18 protein-coding genes are annotated in these 16,503 nt (G+C 65.2%); 9 read left to right on the plus strand and 9 right to left on the minus strand.

Annotated elements, in window-relative coordinates:
- Positions 1–15: 15 nt before the first annotated feature.
- Complete coding sequence (locus Sp245p_RS31195) at positions 16–831, minus strand: oxidoreductase (RefSeq protein WP_014242601.1); 816 nt, start codon at positions 829–831, stop codon at positions 16–18.
- A 155-nt stretch (positions 832–986) separates the two neighbouring features.
- Here Sp245p_RS31195 and Sp245p_RS31200 point away from each other — a divergent pair, with 155 nt between their 5' ends.
- The 3 genes from Sp245p_RS31200 to Sp245p_RS31210 all read left to right on the plus strand — a co-directional run bounded on the left by Sp245p_RS31200 (position 987) and on the right by Sp245p_RS31210 (position 5,942).
- The gene (locus tag Sp245p_RS31200; RefSeq protein WP_041814721.1) at positions 987–2,108 is read left to right on the plus strand and encodes an efflux RND transporter periplasmic adaptor subunit; all 1,122 of its coding nucleotides are present in this window, start codon (positions 987–989) and stop codon (positions 2,106–2,108) included.
- Complete coding sequence (locus Sp245p_RS31205; protein ID WP_014242603.1) at positions 2,108–5,200, plus strand: efflux RND transporter permease subunit; 3,093 nt, start codon at positions 2,108–2,110, stop codon at positions 5,198–5,200. Before Sp245p_RS31200 ends, Sp245p_RS31205 begins: the two co-directional genes overlap by 1 nt.
- Before the next feature lie 163 nt (positions 5,201–5,363).
- Positions 5,364–5,942, plus strand: a complete 579-nt coding sequence (locus Sp245p_RS31210) for a recombinase family protein (protein ID WP_014242604.1) — start codon at positions 5,364–5,366, stop codon at positions 5,940–5,942.
- Between the two features lie 121 nt (positions 5,943–6,063).
- Here Sp245p_RS31210 and Sp245p_RS31215 read toward each other — a convergent pair whose 3' ends face one another.
- Positions 6,064–6,882 (minus strand): hypothetical protein, encoded by an 819-nt coding sequence (locus Sp245p_RS31215; protein ID WP_129557279.1) that lies wholly within the window; start codon positions 6,880–6,882, stop codon positions 6,064–6,066.
- Between the two features lie 127 nt (positions 6,883–7,009).
- On the opposite strand from Sp245p_RS31215, the gene Sp245p_RS31220 reads away from it, so the two are divergent.
- Complete coding sequence (locus Sp245p_RS31220; protein ID WP_052584589.1) at positions 7,010–7,210, plus strand: transposase domain-containing protein; 201 nt, start codon at positions 7,010–7,012, stop codon at positions 7,208–7,210.
- 230 nt (positions 7,211–7,440) lie between these two features.
- On the opposite strand, the gene Sp245p_RS31225 is transcribed toward Sp245p_RS31220, so the two are convergent.
- Positions 7,441–8,445 carry an MBL fold metallo-hydrolase gene (locus tag Sp245p_RS31225; protein WP_014242606.1) on the minus strand — a complete coding sequence of 335 codons (1,005 nt, stop codon included), beginning with the start codon at positions 8,443–8,445 and terminating at the stop codon, positions 7,441–7,443.
- A 167-nt stretch (positions 8,446–8,612) separates the two neighbouring features.
- Here Sp245p_RS31225 and Sp245p_RS31230 point away from each other — a divergent pair, with 167 nt between their 5' ends.
- Positions 8,613–9,533, plus strand: a complete 921-nt coding sequence (locus tag Sp245p_RS31230; protein WP_014242607.1) for a LysR family transcriptional regulator — start codon at positions 8,613–8,615, stop codon at positions 9,531–9,533.
- A gap of 40 nt (positions 9,534–9,573) precedes the next feature.
- Here Sp245p_RS31230 and Sp245p_RS31235 read toward each other — a convergent pair whose 3' ends face one another.
- Positions 9,574–9,954 (minus strand): MCP four helix bundle domain-containing protein, encoded by a 381-nt coding sequence (locus Sp245p_RS31235; RefSeq protein WP_014242608.1) that lies wholly within the window; start codon positions 9,952–9,954, stop codon positions 9,574–9,576.
- Between the two features lie 58 nt (positions 9,955–10,012).
- On the opposite strand from Sp245p_RS31235, the gene Sp245p_RS31240 reads away from it, so the two are divergent.
- A protein-coding gene (locus Sp245p_RS31240; protein ID WP_088123925.1) for an IS5 family transposase occupies positions 10,013–10,818 on the plus strand; the annotation gives its coding sequence in 2 pieces (ribosomal slippage) (positions 10,013–10,340 and positions 10,340–10,818; 807 coding nt in all).
- 13 nt (positions 10,819–10,831) lie between these two features.
- On the opposite strand, the gene Sp245p_RS36390 is transcribed toward Sp245p_RS31240, so the two are convergent.
- Complete coding sequence (locus Sp245p_RS36390) at positions 10,832–10,957, minus strand: hypothetical protein (protein ID WP_014242704.1); 126 nt, start codon at positions 10,955–10,957, stop codon at positions 10,832–10,834.
- A 97-nt stretch (positions 10,958–11,054) separates the two neighbouring features.
- On the opposite strand from Sp245p_RS36390, the gene Sp245p_RS31245 reads away from it, so the two are divergent.
- The 3 genes from Sp245p_RS31245 (at position 11,055) to Sp245p_RS31255 (ending at position 12,690) form a co-directional block, all read left to right on the plus strand.
- On the plus strand, positions 11,055–11,600 hold the full coding sequence (locus Sp245p_RS31245; protein ID WP_014242705.1) for a hypothetical protein: 546 nt from the start codon (positions 11,055–11,057) through the stop codon (positions 11,598–11,600).
- Positions 11,601–11,947: 347 nt separating this feature from the next.
- The gene (locus Sp245p_RS31250) at positions 11,948–12,145 is read left to right on the plus strand and encodes a hypothetical protein (RefSeq protein ID WP_041814770.1); all 198 of its coding nucleotides are present in this window, start codon (positions 11,948–11,950) and stop codon (positions 12,143–12,145) included.
- Entirely contained in the window at positions 12,142–12,690 is a 549-nt protein-coding gene (locus tag Sp245p_RS31255) for a hypothetical protein (RefSeq protein ID WP_014242707.1), read from the plus strand. The genes Sp245p_RS31250 and Sp245p_RS31255 overlap by 4 nt, the downstream gene beginning before the upstream one ends.
- 196 nt (positions 12,691–12,886) lie before the next feature.
- On the opposite strand, the gene Sp245p_RS31260 is transcribed toward Sp245p_RS31255, so the two are convergent.
- The 4 genes from Sp245p_RS31260 to Sp245p_RS31275 form a co-directional block, all read right to left on the minus strand.
- The gene (locus tag Sp245p_RS31260) at positions 12,887–13,381 is read right to left on the minus strand and encodes a lysozyme family protein (protein WP_014242708.1); all 495 of its coding nucleotides are present in this window, start codon (positions 13,379–13,381) and stop codon (positions 12,887–12,889) included.
- Between the two features lie 277 nt (positions 13,382–13,658).
- Entirely contained in the window at positions 13,659–14,036 is a 378-nt protein-coding gene (locus tag Sp245p_RS31265) for a helix-turn-helix domain-containing protein (RefSeq protein WP_014242709.1), read from the minus strand.
- Positions 14,029–14,298: a BrnT family toxin gene (locus tag Sp245p_RS31270; protein ID WP_014242710.1), complete on the minus strand. Its 270-nt coding sequence runs from the start codon at positions 14,296–14,298 to the stop codon at positions 14,029–14,031. The genes Sp245p_RS31265 and Sp245p_RS31270 overlap by 8 nt, the downstream gene beginning before the upstream one ends.
- Positions 14,299–14,607: 309 nt before the next feature.
- On the minus strand, positions 14,608–16,494 hold the full coding sequence (locus Sp245p_RS31275) for a calcium-binding protein (protein ID WP_165360027.1): 1,887 nt from the start codon (positions 16,492–16,494) through the stop codon (positions 14,608–14,610).
- Between the last annotated feature and the right edge of the window lie 9 nt (positions 16,495–16,503).

A 16,503-nucleotide genomic window follows, 5' to 3' on the forward strand; every position in this document is an offset into this window, starting at 1 on the left:
CCTCCCAAAACGGGATCAGACCGGCAGCCGCAGCATCTTGCGCAGGCTCTTGTCGAAGGCGGCGGCCGGGACGAATCGGCGCAGGAGGCTGACCTGCTGGGCGAGTTTCCCCGCCGGGTAGCGCAGCTTCGGTTCGGAGTCCGTCGCGGCCTTGACGATGGTTTCGGCCACGGTCTCGGGCGTGTCGCCCTTCCTGATCGCGTCCTCGACGGCCACGGTCACGCCGGCAAGCGCCGACGCATAGGCGTCGAGCGACCGATCCGGCTTGATGAGGTTCCTGTCGAACGAGGTCCGGGTATAGGCGGGCTCGACCAGCGTGACCCGGATGCCGAGCGTGCGCAGTTCATGGTCAAGCGATTGGGAGTAGCCCTCCACCGCATGTTTCGTCGCCGCGTAGAGCGCGAAACAGGGGGCCGGAATGAAGTCGTGCGCCGAGCTGAGATTGATGATCCTGCCGCTTTTCTGGCGCCGCATGATCGGCAGCACGGCGTTGGTCATGCGGATGACGCCGAACATGTTCACGTCGAACAGCGCCCGTGCCTGGGCGAGCGAGGACTCCTCCGCACCGCCGAAAAGCCCGACGCCGGCATTGTTGACCAGCAGATCGATGCGGCCGGCGTCGTCCAGCACCTCATCGACCAGGGCGGCCACGGAGGCGTCGTCGGTGACGTCGCAGCTCAGCATGGTGACGCCCTCGGGGCCCTTGGCATCCGCGTGACGGCTGGTTCCGAACACATCGAATCCTGCGGCTTGCAGGGTCTTGGCCGCCGCGTAGCCGATGCCGGACGACGCGCCCGTCACCAAGGCGATGCCGCGATCGATCTTTGCCATCGAACTCTCTCTTTCTTCCTTGTGTCGGGATCGGCCCCGGAAGCGCCGCCGATAGCGGTGCCGCCATGTGAGAGCGTCCTGCTATTTAGATTGCGGACGACATCTATAATCGATATAGATGTCGTCCGCAATCTAATTTGGTCGAGGCGGCGGGCATGAAAAAGAGACCCATGGTCGTGGCGGGTGGCGTTCTGACGGCGGCGCTGGGCGCCGCCGCGGTCGTGACGCTGTCCATGCACACACAAGAGGCGTCGGCGGTGAGCGACCCCCGGCAAGAGGCGCCGATCGTCCGGCTTGCCGCGGCGGTTCCGGTCGCCGGATCGGAGCGCGGCTTCACCGGCGTCGTCGGGGCAAGGGTGCAGAGCAATCTCGGGTTCCGCGTCCCCGGCAAGATCATCGAACGGCTGGCGACGGTCGGGCAGCCGGTCAAGGCCGGGCAGCCGCTGATGCGCATCGACGAGACGGACCTGCGCCTCGCCCTCACGGCAAAGCGCAACGCGGTCGCCGCGGCGCGTGCAACGGCCGTGCAGACCCAGGCGGACGAACGGCGCTACGCCAGTCTGGTCAATGACGGCTGGGCCACCCGGCAGCGTCATGAACAGGCGAAGGCCGCGCTGGACACCGCCAGGGCGCAGCTCGCCAGTGCGGAAGCCGATGCGCGGGTCGCCGAGAACGAGGCGACCTATTCGGTCCTGGTCGCCGACAGCGACGGCACGGTGGTCGAAACGCTCGGCGAACCGGGACAGGTCGTCGCCGCCGGCCAGACCGTCGTCCGGATCGCCCAGGCCGGCCCGCGCGAGGCGGTGGTGGCGCTGCCCGAAACCATCCGGCCGCAGATCGGCTCGCCGGCTGAGGCCAGCCTCTACGGCGCAGACGGGCAGCGCTACGGCGCGCATCTGCGGCAGCTGTCGGACGCCGCCGATGCCCAGACCCGCACCTACGAGGCGCGCTACGTGCTCGACGGCGACGCCGCCTCGGCACCGCTCGGGGCGACGGTCACCATCAGGCTGGCCGGATGGACGGCGGGCCGGACGGGTCAGGCGGACATGCAGGTGCCGCTGGGAGCCGTGCTGGACGACGGCCGGAAAACCGGTGTCTGGACCCTGGACCGCGCCAGTTCGACGGTGCGCTTCCAGACGGTCCGGCTGGTCCGGGTGAGCGGCGAGACCGCCGTGATCTCCGGGCTCGGCCTCGGTGATCCGGTGGTATCGCTCGGCGCCCATCTTCTCCAGGACGGAGTCCGTGTTAGGACCGCCGCCGAGAGCGGAGGCCAGTGATGGGCCTCAATCTTTCCGCCATCGCCGTCCGTGAACGGGCCGTCACCCTGTTCTTCATCCTCCTGCTGGCGGCGGGAGGCGCCTTCGCCTTCGTCATGCTCGGCCGGGCGGAGGATCCCTCCTTCACCATCAAGACCCTGACGGTCACCAGCGTGTGGCCGGGCGCCACCGCGCGCGAGATGCAGGATCTCGTCGCCGAACCGCTGGAGAAGCGCCTTCAAGAACTGAGCTGGTACGACCGGGTGGAGACGACGACGCGGCCCGGCTATGCCTATATGACCTTAACGCTGAAGGACAGCACGCCGCCGGCCAAGGTGCAGGAGGAGTTCTATCAAGCCCGCAAGAAGATGGGCGACGAGACGCGCAACCTGCCGCCCGGCGTGCTCGGCCCCTTCGTCAATGACGAGTATTCCGACGTCAGCTTCGCCCTCTATGCGTTGAAGGCCAAGGGCCTTCCGATGCGCGAGCTGGCACGGCAGGCGGAGACGATCCGCCAGAACCTGCTGCATGTGCCCGGCGTCAAGAAGGTCAACATCCTGGGCGAGCGTCCGGAACGGATCTTTGTCGAGTTCTCCTATGCCAAGCTGGCGACCCTCGGCGTGTCGGCCCAGGACATCATCGCCGCCTTGCAGCGGCAGAACACCGTCACGCCGTCCGGCTCGATCGACACCCAGGGGCCCCAGGTCTTCATCCGGATCGACGGTGCCTATGACGGGGTGCAGGCGATCGCCGACACGCCAATCGTCGCCGCCGGGCGGACGCTGAAGCTGTCGGACATCGCGGAGGTCCGCCGCGGCTACGAGGATCCGCCGACCTACATCATCCGTCACCAGGGCGAACCCACCGTCATGCTGGCGACGGTCATGCAGGAGGGCTGGGACGGCCTCGCGCTCGGCAAGGCGCTGGAGGAGCGGGCGGCCGGCATCGCGCGGTCGCTGCCGCTCGGGATGACGCTCGACAAAGTGACCGATCAGGCCGTCAATATCACCTCGGCGGTCGACGAGTTCATGATCAAATTCGCCATGGCGCTGGGCGTGGTGCTGCTGGTCAGCCTGCTCAGTCTCGGCTGGCGCGTCGGCATCGTCGTGGCGGCGGCCGTGCCGCTGACGCTCGCCGTCGTCTTCCTCATCATGCTGGAAACCGGCCGCTTCTTCGACCGCATCACGCTCGGCGCGCTGATCCTGTCGCTCGGCCTGCTGGTGGACGACGCCATCATCGCCATCGAGGTGATGGTGGTGAAGATGGAGGAGGGCGTCGACCGCATCAGGGCGGCCGCTTATGCCTGGAGCCACACGGCGGCGCCGATGCTGTCCGGAACGCTGGTGACGATCGCCGGCTTCCTGCCGGTTGGGTTCGCGCGCTCCACCGCCGGCGAATATGCCGGCAACATCTTCTGGGTCGTGGGATTCTCCCTGATCGTCTCCTGGATCGTCGCGGTGGTCTTCACGCCCTATCTGGGCATCAAGATGCTGCCGGCGATCAAACCGGTCGCCGGCGGTCACGAGGCGATCTACGGCACTCCGAACTACCAGCGCCTGCGGCGGGTCATCAGCTTCGCCGTGCGGCACAAGGTCCTGACCTGCGGCGTCGTCGGCATCGCCTTTGCCGTCGCCATCGTCGGCATGGGCGGCGTAAAGCAGCAGTTCTTCCCGACCTCCGACCGTCCCGAGGTGCTGGTGGAGGTCCGTCTGCCGGAAGGCACCAGCATCGAGACGACGACAGCCTCGGTCGAGAAGATCGAACACTGGCTGGCCGAACAGCCAGAGGCGAAGATCGTCACCAGCTATGTCGGCCAAGGCGCTCCCCGCTTCTTCATCGCCCTGTCGCCCGAACTGCCCGATCCCGCATTCGCCAAGATCGTCGTGCTCACCCCGGACGCCGAGACGCGCGAGGCCCTGAAGCACCGGCTGCGGCAGACGGTGGCGCAGGGATTGGTGCCCGAGGCCTATGTCCGCGTCACTCAGCTCGTGTTCGGACCCTACACACCGTTCCCGGTCGAATTCCGGGTGATGGGCCCCGATCCGGCGCAGTTGTACGCCATTTCCGAAAAAGCCCTCGCCATCATGCGGAGCGTGCCGGATGTCCGGCAGGCCAACCGGGATTGGGGCAACCGCACGCCGGTGCTTCGCTTCACCCCGGACCAGGATCGCCTGAACCTCATCGGTCTCTCACCGGCGGAGGTCGGGCAGCAACTCCAGTTCCTTCTGACCGGGATCGCCGTCACCCAGGTGCGCGAGGACATCCGCAACGTCCCCATCGTGGCGCGCAGCGCCGGCGGAGAACGTCTGGACCCGGCGCGTCTGACGGATTTCTCCCTGACGAGCCGGACCGGCCAGCAAATCCCGCTCGACCAGATCGGCCATGCCGATATCCGCCTGGAGGAGCCGATGATGAAGCGCCGGGACCGGACATCCGTCATCACGATCCGCTCGGACTACAACGAGGCGACCCAGCCGCCGGAGGTCTCCAAGCAGATCATGACGGCTCTTGAACCGCTAATCGCCTCGCTTCCGGTCGGCTATCGCATCGAAGCGGGCGGGTCGATCGAGGAATCCGTCAAGGCCAACACCGCCCTCGGCAAGGTTTTCCCGGTCATGATCGCCGCCATGCTGGTCTTCATCATGCTGCAGGTGCGGTCCTTCTCGATGATGGCCATGGTCCTGCTGACCGCACCGCTCGGCGTCGTCGGCGTCGTGCCCATGCTGCTCGCCTTCAACCAGCCCTTCGGCTTCAACGCCATCCTCGGGCTGATCGGTCTAGCCGGCATCCTGATGCGCAACACGCTGATCCTGACCGAACAGATCAAGGAGAACCAGGCGGCCGGCCTCGACGATTATCACGCCGTCATCGAAGCCACGGTGCAGCGGACGCGGCCGGTGATCCTGACCGCCCTCGCTGCGGTGCTGGCCTTCATCCCCCTCACGCACTCGGTCTTCTGGGGGTCGATGGCCTACACGCTGATCGGCGGCACGGCGGTCGGCACCGTACTGATCCTGCTGTTTCTCCCCGCTCTCTATGCGGCATGGTTCCGCATCAAGCCGGCGGCTGTCAGTGACACGTCAAGCTCCCATGCCCGTCTGGGAGTAATCTGACGGGCTTGCAAAATGGTCGTTCGACAAGAGGGGCCACCTCATAGCTCGTCCGGCAATCGGCCCTTTCCCGGCCAGCCTCCACCCTGTCCGCTAATCCGCCTTGACGACGGCTTTCCGGACACACAGTTTGCCGGACGGGTTTCCGGACAAAGGATGGGGCGGGATGGCGGCGATCGGCTACGCGCGGGTGTCGACGGCCGACCAAGACCCGGCGCTCCAGCTCGACGCCCTTACCAAGGCCGGCTGTGCCCGGGTGTTCGAGGATAAGGCGTCCGGCGCCAAGACCGACCGCCTTGGGCTGGCGGCGGCCTTGGCCTTCTTGCGCGAGGGCGACGTGCTGGTGGTCTGGAAGCTGGATCGTCTCGGCCGCTCGCTGCCGCACCTGATCGAGACGGTAACCGCGTTGGAAGGCCGCGGCGTCGGCTTCCGCTCCCTAACGGAGACGATCGACACGACCACGCCCGGTGGCCGGCTCATCTTCCATATTTTCGGCGCCCTCGGGCAGTTCGAGTGCGACCTCATCCGGGAACGGACCCGTGCCGGCCTCGACGCCGCCGTGGCCCGCAGCCGTCGGGGCGGACGAAAACCGGTGGTGACGGAGGAGAAGCTCCGCCGGGCCAGAATGCTCATCGCCCAGGGTCTCACGGTTCGCGAGGCCGCGGCACGGATCAAGGTGGGCAAAACCGCGCTGTACGCGGCGCTCGGCGAAGCGTCCTCGGACGCTTCGGAACTCTCCACCTGAAGGGTTCCGCCTACGTTCTCACGAACCGGACAATCTGATCATTCGACTTTGCGCATTTCAGGAATGCCGTCTCGCTTAGGAGCCGGTTCACAAGTCCAGCAATAATGCAGATGATGGGGGGTTACGGCGCGTAGCAGGCGATGTCGACGAGCCGGCGGAGAAACGGTGGCGGTGTTTGGAGCATGTCCCCTTTCGCGGGCGACATGACGGCCTGCTCGAACCACAGGTGCTGGCGCAGACGGGCCAAGGCGTCGGCGAAGGTGGGCGCTGGTTTCGGATACCAAATGGCGCGCCGGGGCGAGAGAGCGAGGCGGCCGGCATTCTGATGGACGTACAGCGTGATCAACGAGTAAAGCCCGAACAGCAGCGGTGCGGTGCGGAACACCGCCGGATCCGCCCACTGTCGCTGGGTTTCGATGCCGAGATGTGCCCGGCTCTCTTCGTACGTCGTCTCCATCGCCCAACGGCGGTTGAACCATTCCAGGACGGTGCGTGGTGGCACCGACAGGTCAGTGCACAGAAAGGCTTCCGGATCGCGCCGGCCATCGGGATAGCGCACCATCACCCAGAGGATCGGCACGAGCGGCTTGCCCTGGTGGTGCCACAGCGCCGTGCCGCAGGCATAGTCGATCCAGCCGCTGGAGCGCCACCGGGTTCGACTTGGTTGGGCAGCCCGGCGCCAGACCGTTGCCTTGTCCGTCAGACGGGACCGCAAGTTGGGCTGGCGGGCACCCTTCACCACCTGCTGCAAGGTCAAGGGCGGGTCTGGTGGCGGATCGAACAGGCGCGCATCCAGGCGCAGCAGGATGGCCCGGGCCCAGGTGGTGGTCAGCCGGTAATGCCGGCCCTGTGCCTCACACCAGGCGCGGCTCGGCACAAGTGCGCTCAGCACCGGCAGCCCCCAAATGCGGCCGGCGAATGGAACCTCGACCAGCAGCATGGCGGTCATCCAGCGCAGCCCGCCGCTAGTGACCGTCTGCTCCGTCGAGGACCGGACGGAGTCGAAGCAATGACTGGCTGGGCGGACATGGGCTCCCCGGCGCCGTTCAAGAGTATGGTCGACACCGATGACGATCGGGCCGTCCGGGACGAAGGCGCTGACCAGGGCGTTCAGCAGGGTGCGTGCGAGTTTCAGCCCCGACCAACGGTTCCGGCAGGCCTGGTTCGCCGATGTCCTGACCAAACTCGCCAGCGGGCATCTGACTACCAGGCTCGATGAGCTGCTGCCCTGGAGCTATGCTCAGCAGGCCGAAACTGCCGTGGCCTGAAAACACCGCTTACGGCGATATGGCAAACCGCCCTGTACAACCGCGCCCCCACCGCGCGCCAGGGCCTCGCGCGCGGGGACGGTCAGCCCGCCCCCATTGTCTCACCCAGGCCAGCTTTATGACGGCTTCTCCCGGATCCGGTGCCGTCGGGCGCAGTTTCTGATTGGCGCTCCGACAGCATGACCCGGATGGAGGAATACCGTCAGCGACGGCATTCCTTTCTGTTGCGGTTACGGAGCTGGATTCCACATGACCGGCGCCAGTCGATAGCCGTCATCTTCGCGCGTCAGATGACCCAGAGCCGGGAAAGGAAAATGAAAGCCTTGTAGCAGGATCCGTTCCGCCACCACTCGATCATACAACATTCGCCGTGACCGCTCCGCCGTGACCGGGTCCATATCCGTGGCCCCATGCCAGCCTGGATGACGGATGAACAAGGCGGGATGCGTGGTCACGTCGCCCTGAACGATCAGCTTGTCAGTACCGGAGGCGATGACGAAGGACGAATGGCCGGGGGTATGTCCGGGAGTGGCCATCGACGTGACGCCGGGCGCAACCTCCGTATCGGCATCGAACTTCCTCACCCCGTCGCCGAGAATTCCGAATATGCGGCGGGCACGCTCGAAATTCGCGACCATGGCTTCCGATGACGCTCGCGCCCTGTTTCCGCTATCCATCCAGAAGGCATATTCGGCCGCCGGCACCCAGATCTCGGATTTCGGGAAGGCCGGCTTGCCGTCCGCAGTCACCAAGCCGCCGATGTGATCGGCGTGGAAATGCGTGATCAGGACCCGGTCTACCGACCCCGCATCGTAGCCGGCCGCAGCCAGATTGGTGTGAAACTGACCGCCGACCCCGCTGCTCTGCTTGAAAGCCGCTTCTCCAAGTCCGGTGTCGATCACGATCAGCTTCCCGCTGCTCTTCAGGACAACGGGCGTAAAGGTGAGCGTGATTTGGTCGGTCGGCAGAAAAGCCTCCTGCAAGGCCTTGGCGACATCGTCCGCCGATCTGTTCGAAACGAAATTATCACGACGGGGGAAGCTGTTCGCACCGTCGGTGATCGACAGCAGTTCGATCTCGCCGATGTTCTGACGGTAGATGCCGGGCATGGTTCCTTTTGCTCCGGCAGACGCCCCGTCGCTTGCCGCGGCATAACTCACCGTCCCCGATGCGGTGGCTGCGATCGTGGCGGTGGCGGTTCCCGCGAGGAATGCGCGGCGTGAGAAATCGCTCATGTCGTTGGGTCCGTCTGTTGTGCGCTCCGGACTGGCAGTCCGGAGCATCGCGCTTCGTTCGGCATCTGCCGAAGGCGGAATTTTGCAGACTCTCGTTCGTAAGATTTAGATATAAAGATCACAAAACAATTATATCTGCAGATTATAAATAAGGAGGGAGTGAACCAGTGAATCGTGACGATCTGATCGACCTGAACGCCTTCGTCGCGGTTGCGGAGGAAGGGAGCTTCACAAGGGCCGCAACACGGCTTGGCACCTCGCAGCCAGCGTTGAGCAACACGTTGCGTAGGCTCGAAGCGAGGTTGGGCGTTCGTCTGCTGACCCGGACCACGCGAAGCGTCACCCTGACCCCGGCGGGGGAGGAGTTCCTGCAGGGATTGAAACCCGCATTCGACGCGATCGATCTTAGCCTCGGGGCGATCGGCTCGCTGCGGAAAAGCCCGAAAGGCAAGATCAGGATCACCGCCCCCCGGCACGCCGCCGTCAGCCTGCTATGGCCGATGCTCGGGAGTTTCGTGAAGGATTACCCGGACATCGAAGTGGACGTGAACATCGACGCGGCGGCGCGCGATCTGGCAGGCGACAGGTTTGATGCCGGCATCCGATTGGGCGAACTGGTTGCGCAGAACATGGTCGCAGTTCGGATCGGCCCGGATCTGCGCTTGGCCATTGTCGCTTCCCCCGGTTACGTCGCCCAACATGGCGTTCCTGCGACGCCCCATGATCTGGTGCAGCATAGCTGCATCAACTTTCGTCTGCCTGCCTCCGGCGAATTCTACGCATGGCAGTTCAAGAGGGAGGAGCAGGACGTGAAGGTTCGTGTTTCAGGACAATTATCCTTCAACGATCCCGATATGATTCTTGCCGCAGCACTGGATGGACACGGTATTGCCTGTCTCATCGAGGATCATGCGCAAGCAATGATCCGCGATGGCCGTCTTGTCCGATTTCTAGAGGACTGGTGCCCATTATTCCCTGGCTATCATATCTACTACCAGACACAGAAAAACAACTCGGCCGCTTTCCGGATTTTGATCGATCGGTTGCGTTTCCGCAGCCGACAGAGCGAAAGGAAACCGCCCCAATGAATCGACCAATCGAAAATTCCCCATCCCGAACCTTCGCGTATCAGACGGCGGCTTTGCCGGAGACCGGCACATCCGCGGTTCTGCCGGCCGAACACCGCCGGTAATCGGCCGGCGTCATCCCGGTGAGCTGGACGAAGGCCCAGCGCTTGCCGATGTCGGTGACGGCCGGATTGATCGACTGGACACCCTGCTCCCAGGTCAGCGCACCGCTGCGGACCTTGTGGGCGGTGTCCACGATGTTCAGACCATACAGGTCCGAGGTGACCTTCAGATTCCTCAGCGGCACGACGCGATTGTTGAAGACGTTGCCGATCCCCTGGTTGGATTGGCTCAGCGCGATCCATCCGGTTGCGGAGACCGCCAGGAGAAAATCGCTGATCGCGCCGAGCGCGATCAGGAGGCGTGCCTTGATCGTAGACATTCAACACCAGAAGGTTAAGAGTGCGTAACAAAACCGGCTGGGAACGGTTGGTAGGGGCATGGCAGCCCCTCTTGTTTGCGACGCCTTGTGGGCGATCATCGAACCTCTGATCCCGCCGGAGCCGCCCAAGCCGAAAGGCGGACGGCCCCGGCTGTGCGATCGTGCTGCGCTGACCGGCATCCTGTTCGTGCTGCGCACGGGTATTCCTTGGGAGCTTCTGCCGGTGGAGATGGGCTGCGGCTCGGGTATGACCTGCTGGCGGCGTCTGCACGAGTGGCATCGGGCTGGCGTGTGGGAACGGCTGCATCGTGTGCTGCTCGACCGTCTCGGCTATGCCAACGCCATCAACTGGGATCGTGCGGCGGTGGACAGCGCCAGCGTCCCGGCAAAAAGGGGGGTGAGGAGACCGGCCCGAACCCGACGGATCGCGGCAAGCCGGGCTCCAAGCGCCACATCCTCGTCGATGCTAACGGCATCCCGCTCGCCCTGAGGATCTCGCCAGCCAACCGGCACGACAGCAAGCTGCTGGAGGCGCTGGTCGATGCCGTGCCGGCGATCCGCCAGTGTGCGGGCCGGCCCCGGCGGCGACCGGCCAAGCTGCATGCCGACAAGGGCTACGACTTCGCTCACTGCCGGCGGGCGCTGCGCCAACGAGCGATCATTCCGCGGATTGCCCGGCGTGGCGTCGAAAGCAGCGAGCGTCTCGGCCGATATCGATGGGTGGTCGAGCGTACGCTCGCTTGGTTTGCCCGCTTCCGCCGCATCGCCGTCCGCTACGAACGGCGCGCCGACATCTTCACTGCCTTTCACCATATCGCGGCCAGCCTCATCTGCTGGCGCTTCGTCCAGAGATGGTTCTGTTAGGCGCTCTAAGGGGTCATTCCCGTGGTCGGCCAGCCAGGGAGCGCTCCACAGCCGCGAGCAGCCGGTCCGCGGTGAAGGGCTTGGCCAGGAAGGCGGTGGCGAGCGACGCCGCCATCGGCGGCAGCGGCAGGGCGCTCATGAAGATGACCGGGATGCCTGATTTCCCTGTCACCTGATTGCCCTGTCGCAGGGGCGCGCCACCGAAGACAAGCCACGAACGAGAAGCGAGGCGTACCATGGAGGATCAACCGGCACGGCCCTCGACGCCGAGGATCAGGGTACTGTCCGCCACCGACAGGGCGCTGCTGCTGGACTATCTACGGGCCGTCGCCCGGGACGAGCGCCCCTGTCCGGGTATGGCGACGCTTGCGGACGTCGTCGGTTGCGGCGAAACCCCGGTCGTGCGTTTCCTGCAAAGCCTCGAAGACGACGGCACCATCAAGGTCGAGCGCCGAGCAGGCGGGAGGCGCCGCTTGCGCATCGACGCTTGCTGGACCGCATGGAGTGGCGGGCGGATGCGTCGTGCCGCGTCCGTCACGGCACCGGTGTCCGATGGCATCGTCGATCAGGCGCGCCGCCACCTGATGAGCCGCGATCACACCATCGTCGGCGCCGGGCCCGGGCTGTTCAAGATCAACGGCCGTGTCCGTTCGCTGCCGGAAATGCTGGAGATGGCCAACCGCTCGCTCCTGAGTCTTGGGCGGTCACCTCTCGACGGCACAGCTCCTTGCGGCACCGGTGTCCATCCATCACCCGTCCGGCCGTCGATGGTGAGGCGATGATCCCCTCGGTACCGGAAGCGCTCAGAAAGCAATTCGGCCTGCCATGCTACCGGCGGACCGGAATCGCGGTCGACTGGCCTCCTCTGCCAGGAGAGCGTTGTCCGAAGTGCGGCATGCTCGTGGCTCATCTTGCCGGTATCGCACGCCCCTGTGACTTGACCGCTGAGGAATGGTGGGCGATGGGCCGAGCCCGGCGGAGCGCCGCCCATCCCGACATCCGGAAGCAAGCCGGGCCTTCGTCCGGGGGCGGCCAGCATGATCATCATTCCTCTTGCGTGTAAGAGGTATGACTTGCCCAGAGTCATGCGCCATATGTTAGGGTATGATGAAGTGCTGTCGATTGACCGATGGAGATCGCGGTGAGGTTTATCACGGGTTTGTTCGGGAAGAAGCCGGAGGTCCAACTGAAGCCGATGAAGCGCTCCAGCGACGTGCCGTTGCCGCCCGTTCGCACCATCGTGGTGGACGGCAAGCGGCGCACCATCGTGCGCGACGACGTATATCAGGACGCCATCAGGCTCAAGCACGACGACCGAGCTGCATGACCGACCGGACTACGCCGGCGCCGGATCACCCGACGCCGGCATACCAGGACGGCTCGCCGGCCGCTACCCCGCCCAACACGTTCAGCCAAGCCTTTCGGAACTTCGTGGGGGATAACCCGAAGGACATCGAAGGGCTGCTCGCGTATGCTCTCTATAAACAGAGCATCACCGAGGATCGCGAGCGCGGTCTCCCGGTTCAGCCGGGCGCATCGCGCAACCCGGGCTCGAACACCATTGACAATCTGCGCCGCGCTGCGCGGACGCTGTTGCAGGAGTACAGCTCCAAGATCCTCGAAGCAGAAAAGCCCGGTCTGCAGCGCACGGCGATCTGGGCGAAGCTGGACGAGGTGTCGGGCAACCTGGCGACGCTGCAGACCAACATCATCACCCATGTCGAAAGACGCACGCGGACCTGGGCGGGAGTGAAGGCCAGCGTGTACGGCTGGTTCCTCTCGATCGCCCTGACGATCCTCATCGTGGTCGGTTTCAGCACTCCCAATCCGGTCAACCGGATTATCGATTGGTTAAAAGCCCTGATGTCCTAAATTTCGGACCTGCGACGTCGGCCCTGATTTCAGCCGTGTCCGTGTGCCGCTCGGCGCCGACCGGCCGATGATCCGGGGGAACCGCTCAGCTCAGCGCCCGGCGCATTGTGGAGCGCATTGGCGCGCAGCCGAATGCGGTTGACCGAGATCCTGAAGGGCGAGGTACTGCCATGAGGCGCAGATCCATACACCCCGCTTAACGGGCCGCACCGGGCGTGGTCCCGTCGGCGCGGGCTGCGGGAATGGCCGCGTCTCCGAACAGCTGCCGGCGTCTCCTTTCCAGCAGATCCTGATAGGCTTCCTTGATCCCCGGTGTGGCGCTGTTGTAGCGGCCGAGGGCGTCGTGCCGATCACCTTTGGCCGCCCGCCGTTTCTCGACGAGCAGCCAGCCGGCGACATGCGCGTTCAGGCACCCGTCGTTCGTCACCCGGCGCATGGCCTCCTCCGGTGTCGTGCCGAAGAGCTTGGCGAGGGCTGGGCCGTTCCCGGTGTTGATCTGAAACGGTCCACAGTCCCACGACGTGATCTTCCCTGTCTTCCGGTCCTTGTTGGGAACGCACTCGCCGACGCGGCCGCGCTCGGCGCCAAAGAGCGTGTAGAGGTCCTGCTCCACCAGGAAAGGGGGATCGCCGAGCAGCGGCGCGTAGGTGAATGCAACGGCGGCAATGCAGGCGGCGGTCAAGGGCACCATGACACGTCGGGTCCGGGATGGTGAGGTGGCTTTGTCGACCATGCCCGTCATTGCAGTCGCCAATCGAGCCCCAGCAACTGGTTGAGGGCACTGCACGAAACTGCGCAAACTGTCCGGGATGTGAAGACGTGGCATGAACTTAAGCTCAGCTACGCGTTATCGTCCCCCTGCTGAGTAGCAAAAACGGTGGCTTAGGCGGACCGTGCCGGAACCGCTCGGTTCTGGCACGAAAAAGGCCGCCCGAAGGCGGCCTGGTCAGTAGGGTTGGGAAGGGCGGTCAGGCGGCGACGGCGCGCACCGCGTCTGCCACCATGTCGGGGGCTTGGTCGATCAGCAGCAGCAGCACGCGGGCCTGCGCGTCGGGCTGCTTGCGCCCCTGCTCCCAATCGCGCACCGCGCCAATCGAGAACCCGAAGCGGGCGGCGAATTCGGCCTGGGTCAGATCGAGCTTGCCGCGGATTGCCCGCACAGCCACGCCACCGGGCGGGTGCACCACGCGCAGCGCTTCCGGCGGCGCGTTGCCGAGGTCCACGGCGTCGGGGTTGGCGGCGATCTGGCGCGCAATGTCGTCGTCGGTCATGGCGTCGATGGCTTTCCAGTCCACCGCCGCCAGGGCGGCCTGGGCCGCCGGTGAGAGCTTGGTCGTGTCAGCCATAGCGGCGTTCCTCGCGTTTGTTGGCCTTGCGGAAAGAGATGATCCAGCGGGTGCGCCCTTCATCCCGCCACGTGAACACGCACTGGAACAGGCGGCCGTTGATGCGGCCATAAGCCTGGATGCGGACTTCGCCATATCCGCGGCGGGTGTCCGTCACCTCCTGCACCGGGCCGGTGAAGAGGACTTCCGCCAGTTCGAACGGCAAGCCGTGGTTGGCGAGGTTCAGGGCGGCTTTGGCGGGGTTCCAGCGGTGCGTGATCATGAGAGGCAATATACGGCTGAGCCGTAGTTGCATCAAGGAGAAAGTACGACTTGGCCGTACTTCCTGTGCACACCGGAACCGGACCTCTGACCCGTCGTGAAAACGAGCGCTAAAGCGCGGCGGAGCTCACGTTCATGCCACGTCTTCACATCCCGGACAATTTGCGCAGTTTCGTGCAGTGACCCCTACAGAAAGAGTTTGCAACAGAGCTCTTCGGAACGCCCTTATTGCTGGCCAGCTCAGATCGGCTTCCCCTGGCGCGGATCGGCGATGGCCTGTGGGTGGCCGAAGCGGTGGAACAGGATGGCCCTATCCGACGAAGAAGTAGTCGGTTCCCTCGGCCATACCGCTCGTTGCGTTGACCGTTACGCTGCCGGTGGCCCAGGTAAAGACGGTGTTGCTGGCACTCATGGTTACGGCGACGTCGGCGGCGGTCAAATTCTTGAAGACCAGGCTATCGCCGGTCTCGAACCCAGTCACCGTGTCCTTGCCGTCGCCTGGCCAGAACCCAAACACGTCCACCCCGGCCCCGCCGTTGAGCAGGTCATCACCCTTCTCGCCGACGATGAGATCGTCGTCGTCACCACCGTTCAGCGTGTCGGCGCCCAGGCCGCCCCAGAGCTGGTCAGCCCCCCCGTCGCCCCAGACCTGGTCGTTCCCGGAGTCCGCGTAGATGATGTCGGCTCCCGCACCGCCATGAATCTTGTCCTGCCCTTGGCCGCCGCGGATCAGGTCGTATCCCGTGCCGCCCTGAATCACGTCGTTGCCGTCACCGCCCGATACGAAGTCGTCCCCGCCCTTGCCGTCAACCGTGTCGTTGCCGCCGCCTGCCAGGATGCCGTCGGCGTTGCCGGTGCCGGTCAGGCTGGGGTCGTTCCCCGCCGTGCCGTTGATCATGTTCGCCCCCGGAGGCGCTTTGGTGGGCGGGTTCGGGTCGGGCACGAAGGGAGCGTTGGCAGAAGGGTCTTTCGGCGTCGCGATCGTCTGGTCGGCGAAGGACAGGAACTCGACCCCCGACAGAACGTCCACGTTCCCGGCGTCGGATTTGTAACTGACGGTCGTCTCGGTGCCAGTGGTCTTGATCTCATACGCGGAGAGGTTGTCCGAAAACACCGCATAATCCGTGCCGAAGCCGCCGTTCAGGACGTCCTTGCCGGGATCGCCCTGCAGGCGGTCGTTGCCGTCGCCGCCGCTGAGGGTGTCGGCACCGATGCCACCCTTGAGGAAATTGTCCTTGGTGTCGCCGGTGAGTGCATCGTCGCCGAGCCCGCCCCAGATGTCCTCGATGTTGACCAGGATATCCTCGTCAACACCGCCCACTTTCGCCGTGACGAACCCGGCCGTCATCGGCCCCGACAGGTTGACGGTCACAGCCGCCTCCTCGCCTTCATAAGAGGCAACGTCCTTGCCGGCCCCGCCGTCCAGCAGGTCCTTGCCCTTGCCGCCCACGAGGGTGTCCTCGTTGGCGCCGCCGAACAGCCAGTCGTCGCCCTCTTCACCCTTCAGGAGATCGAACCCGGTGCCGCCCGCCAGCACGTCGCGGCCGAGCCCCCCGAAGAGACCGTCGTTGCCGCCATAACCGAACAGCAGGTTGTTGTCGGCGTTGCCCGTGAGGCCGTTGTCGTTCCCGTCGCCCTCGGTGACCGATTGCAGGCTCGGCATGGCGTAGGTGAGGCTGGTGTGGATGGGCAGGTGGTTGGGCGTGTGGACGATGTAGAACTCGCCGCCCTGCGCCAGTCCCTGGTTCACCGAGTAGGGAAACTGGTGAACCCCCAGGTTCTGGAACTGTGCCGTTTCGCCCGCGCCGAGCGTTCCATTGGCGTACAACTCGTCCGCACCGGTCAGCCCGTGCGGGCCGCCGGGGACGATGCCCTTGGTGCTGTTGCCGCCACCGATGACGGTGAAGGGGCCGAGCGTCGGGGTGGTCCAGTTCGGCGTCGCGGGTTCTTTTTCGTGGAAGTGGGCGAACGGCGGATGGACGCCGTCGGCGGCGACGTGGTTGCTGGAGACCAGGCTGGTCTGCATGCCGGTCCATTCCTTGCCCGTCCCATTGATCACGGTGGGGTTGGCATAGACGTACAGGTGCTGCGCGTTGGTGGCGAGTTGGGAGACTTTCACCGCGACGGGGGCCATATCGTCGAATGTCGCTGTGTAGGCGACCTGTTCCTTGTTGTCCTTCTGGACGTTCATCAGCATCAGGCCGCT

The sequence above is a fragment of the Azospirillum baldaniorum genome (genome assembly GCF_003119195.2).
GTDB lineage: Bacteria > Pseudomonadota > Alphaproteobacteria > Azospirillales > Azospirillaceae > Azospirillum > Azospirillum baldaniorum.

Coding starts and splice junctions, on each gene's coding strand:
- Sp245p_RS31195 (WP_014242601.1), bottom strand. CDS start 831: ATGGCAAAGATCGATCGCGGCATCGCCTTGGTGACGGGCGCGTCGTCC.
- Sp245p_RS31200 (WP_041814721.1), top strand. CDS start 987: ATGAAAAAGAGACCCATGGTCGTGGCGGGTGGCGTTCTGACGGCGGCG.
- Sp245p_RS31205 (WP_014242603.1), top strand. CDS start 2,108: ATGGGCCTCAATCTTTCCGCCATCGCCGTCCGTGAACGGGCCGTCACC.
- Sp245p_RS31210 (WP_014242604.1), top strand. CDS start 5,364: ATGGCGGCGATCGGCTACGCGCGGGTGTCGACGGCCGACCAAGACCCG.
- Sp245p_RS31215 (WP_129557279.1), bottom strand. CDS start 6,882: ATGCTGCTGGTCGAGGTTCCATTCGCCGGCCGCATTTGGGGGCTGCCG.
- Sp245p_RS31220 (WP_052584589.1), top strand. CDS start 7,010: ATGACGATCGGGCCGTCCGGGACGAAGGCGCTGACCAGGGCGTTCAGC.
- Sp245p_RS31225 (WP_014242606.1), bottom strand. CDS start 8,445: ATGAGCGATTTCTCACGCCGCGCATTCCTCGCGGGAACCGCCACCGCC.
- Sp245p_RS31235 (WP_014242608.1), bottom strand. CDS start 9,954: ATGTCTACGATCAAGGCACGCCTCCTGATCGCGCTCGGCGCGATCAGC.
- Sp245p_RS36390 (WP_014242704.1), bottom strand. CDS start 10,957: ATGAGCGCCCTGCCGCTGCCGCCGATGGCGGCGTCGCTCGCCACCGCC.
- Sp245p_RS31245 (WP_014242705.1), top strand. CDS start 11,055: ATGGAGGATCAACCGGCACGGCCCTCGACGCCGAGGATCAGGGTACTG.
- Sp245p_RS31250 (WP_041814770.1), top strand. CDS start 11,948: ATGGAGATCGCGGTGAGGTTTATCACGGGTTTGTTCGGGAAGAAGCCG.
- Sp245p_RS31255 (WP_014242707.1), top strand. CDS start 12,142: ATGACCGACCGGACTACGCCGGCGCCGGATCACCCGACGCCGGCATAC.
- Sp245p_RS31260 (WP_014242708.1), bottom strand. CDS start 13,381: ATGGTGCCCTTGACCGCCGCCTGCATTGCCGCCGTTGCATTCACCTAC.
- Sp245p_RS31265 (WP_014242709.1), bottom strand. CDS start 14,036: ATGGCTGACACGACCAAGCTCTCACCGGCGGCCCAGGCCGCCCTGGCG.
- Sp245p_RS31270 (WP_014242710.1), bottom strand. CDS start 14,298: ATGATCACGCACCGCTGGAACCCCGCCAAAGCCGCCCTGAACCTCGCC.
- Sp245p_RS31275 (WP_165360027.1), bottom strand. CDS start 16,494: ATGCTGATGAACGTCCAGAAGGACAACAAGGAACAGGTCGCCTACACA.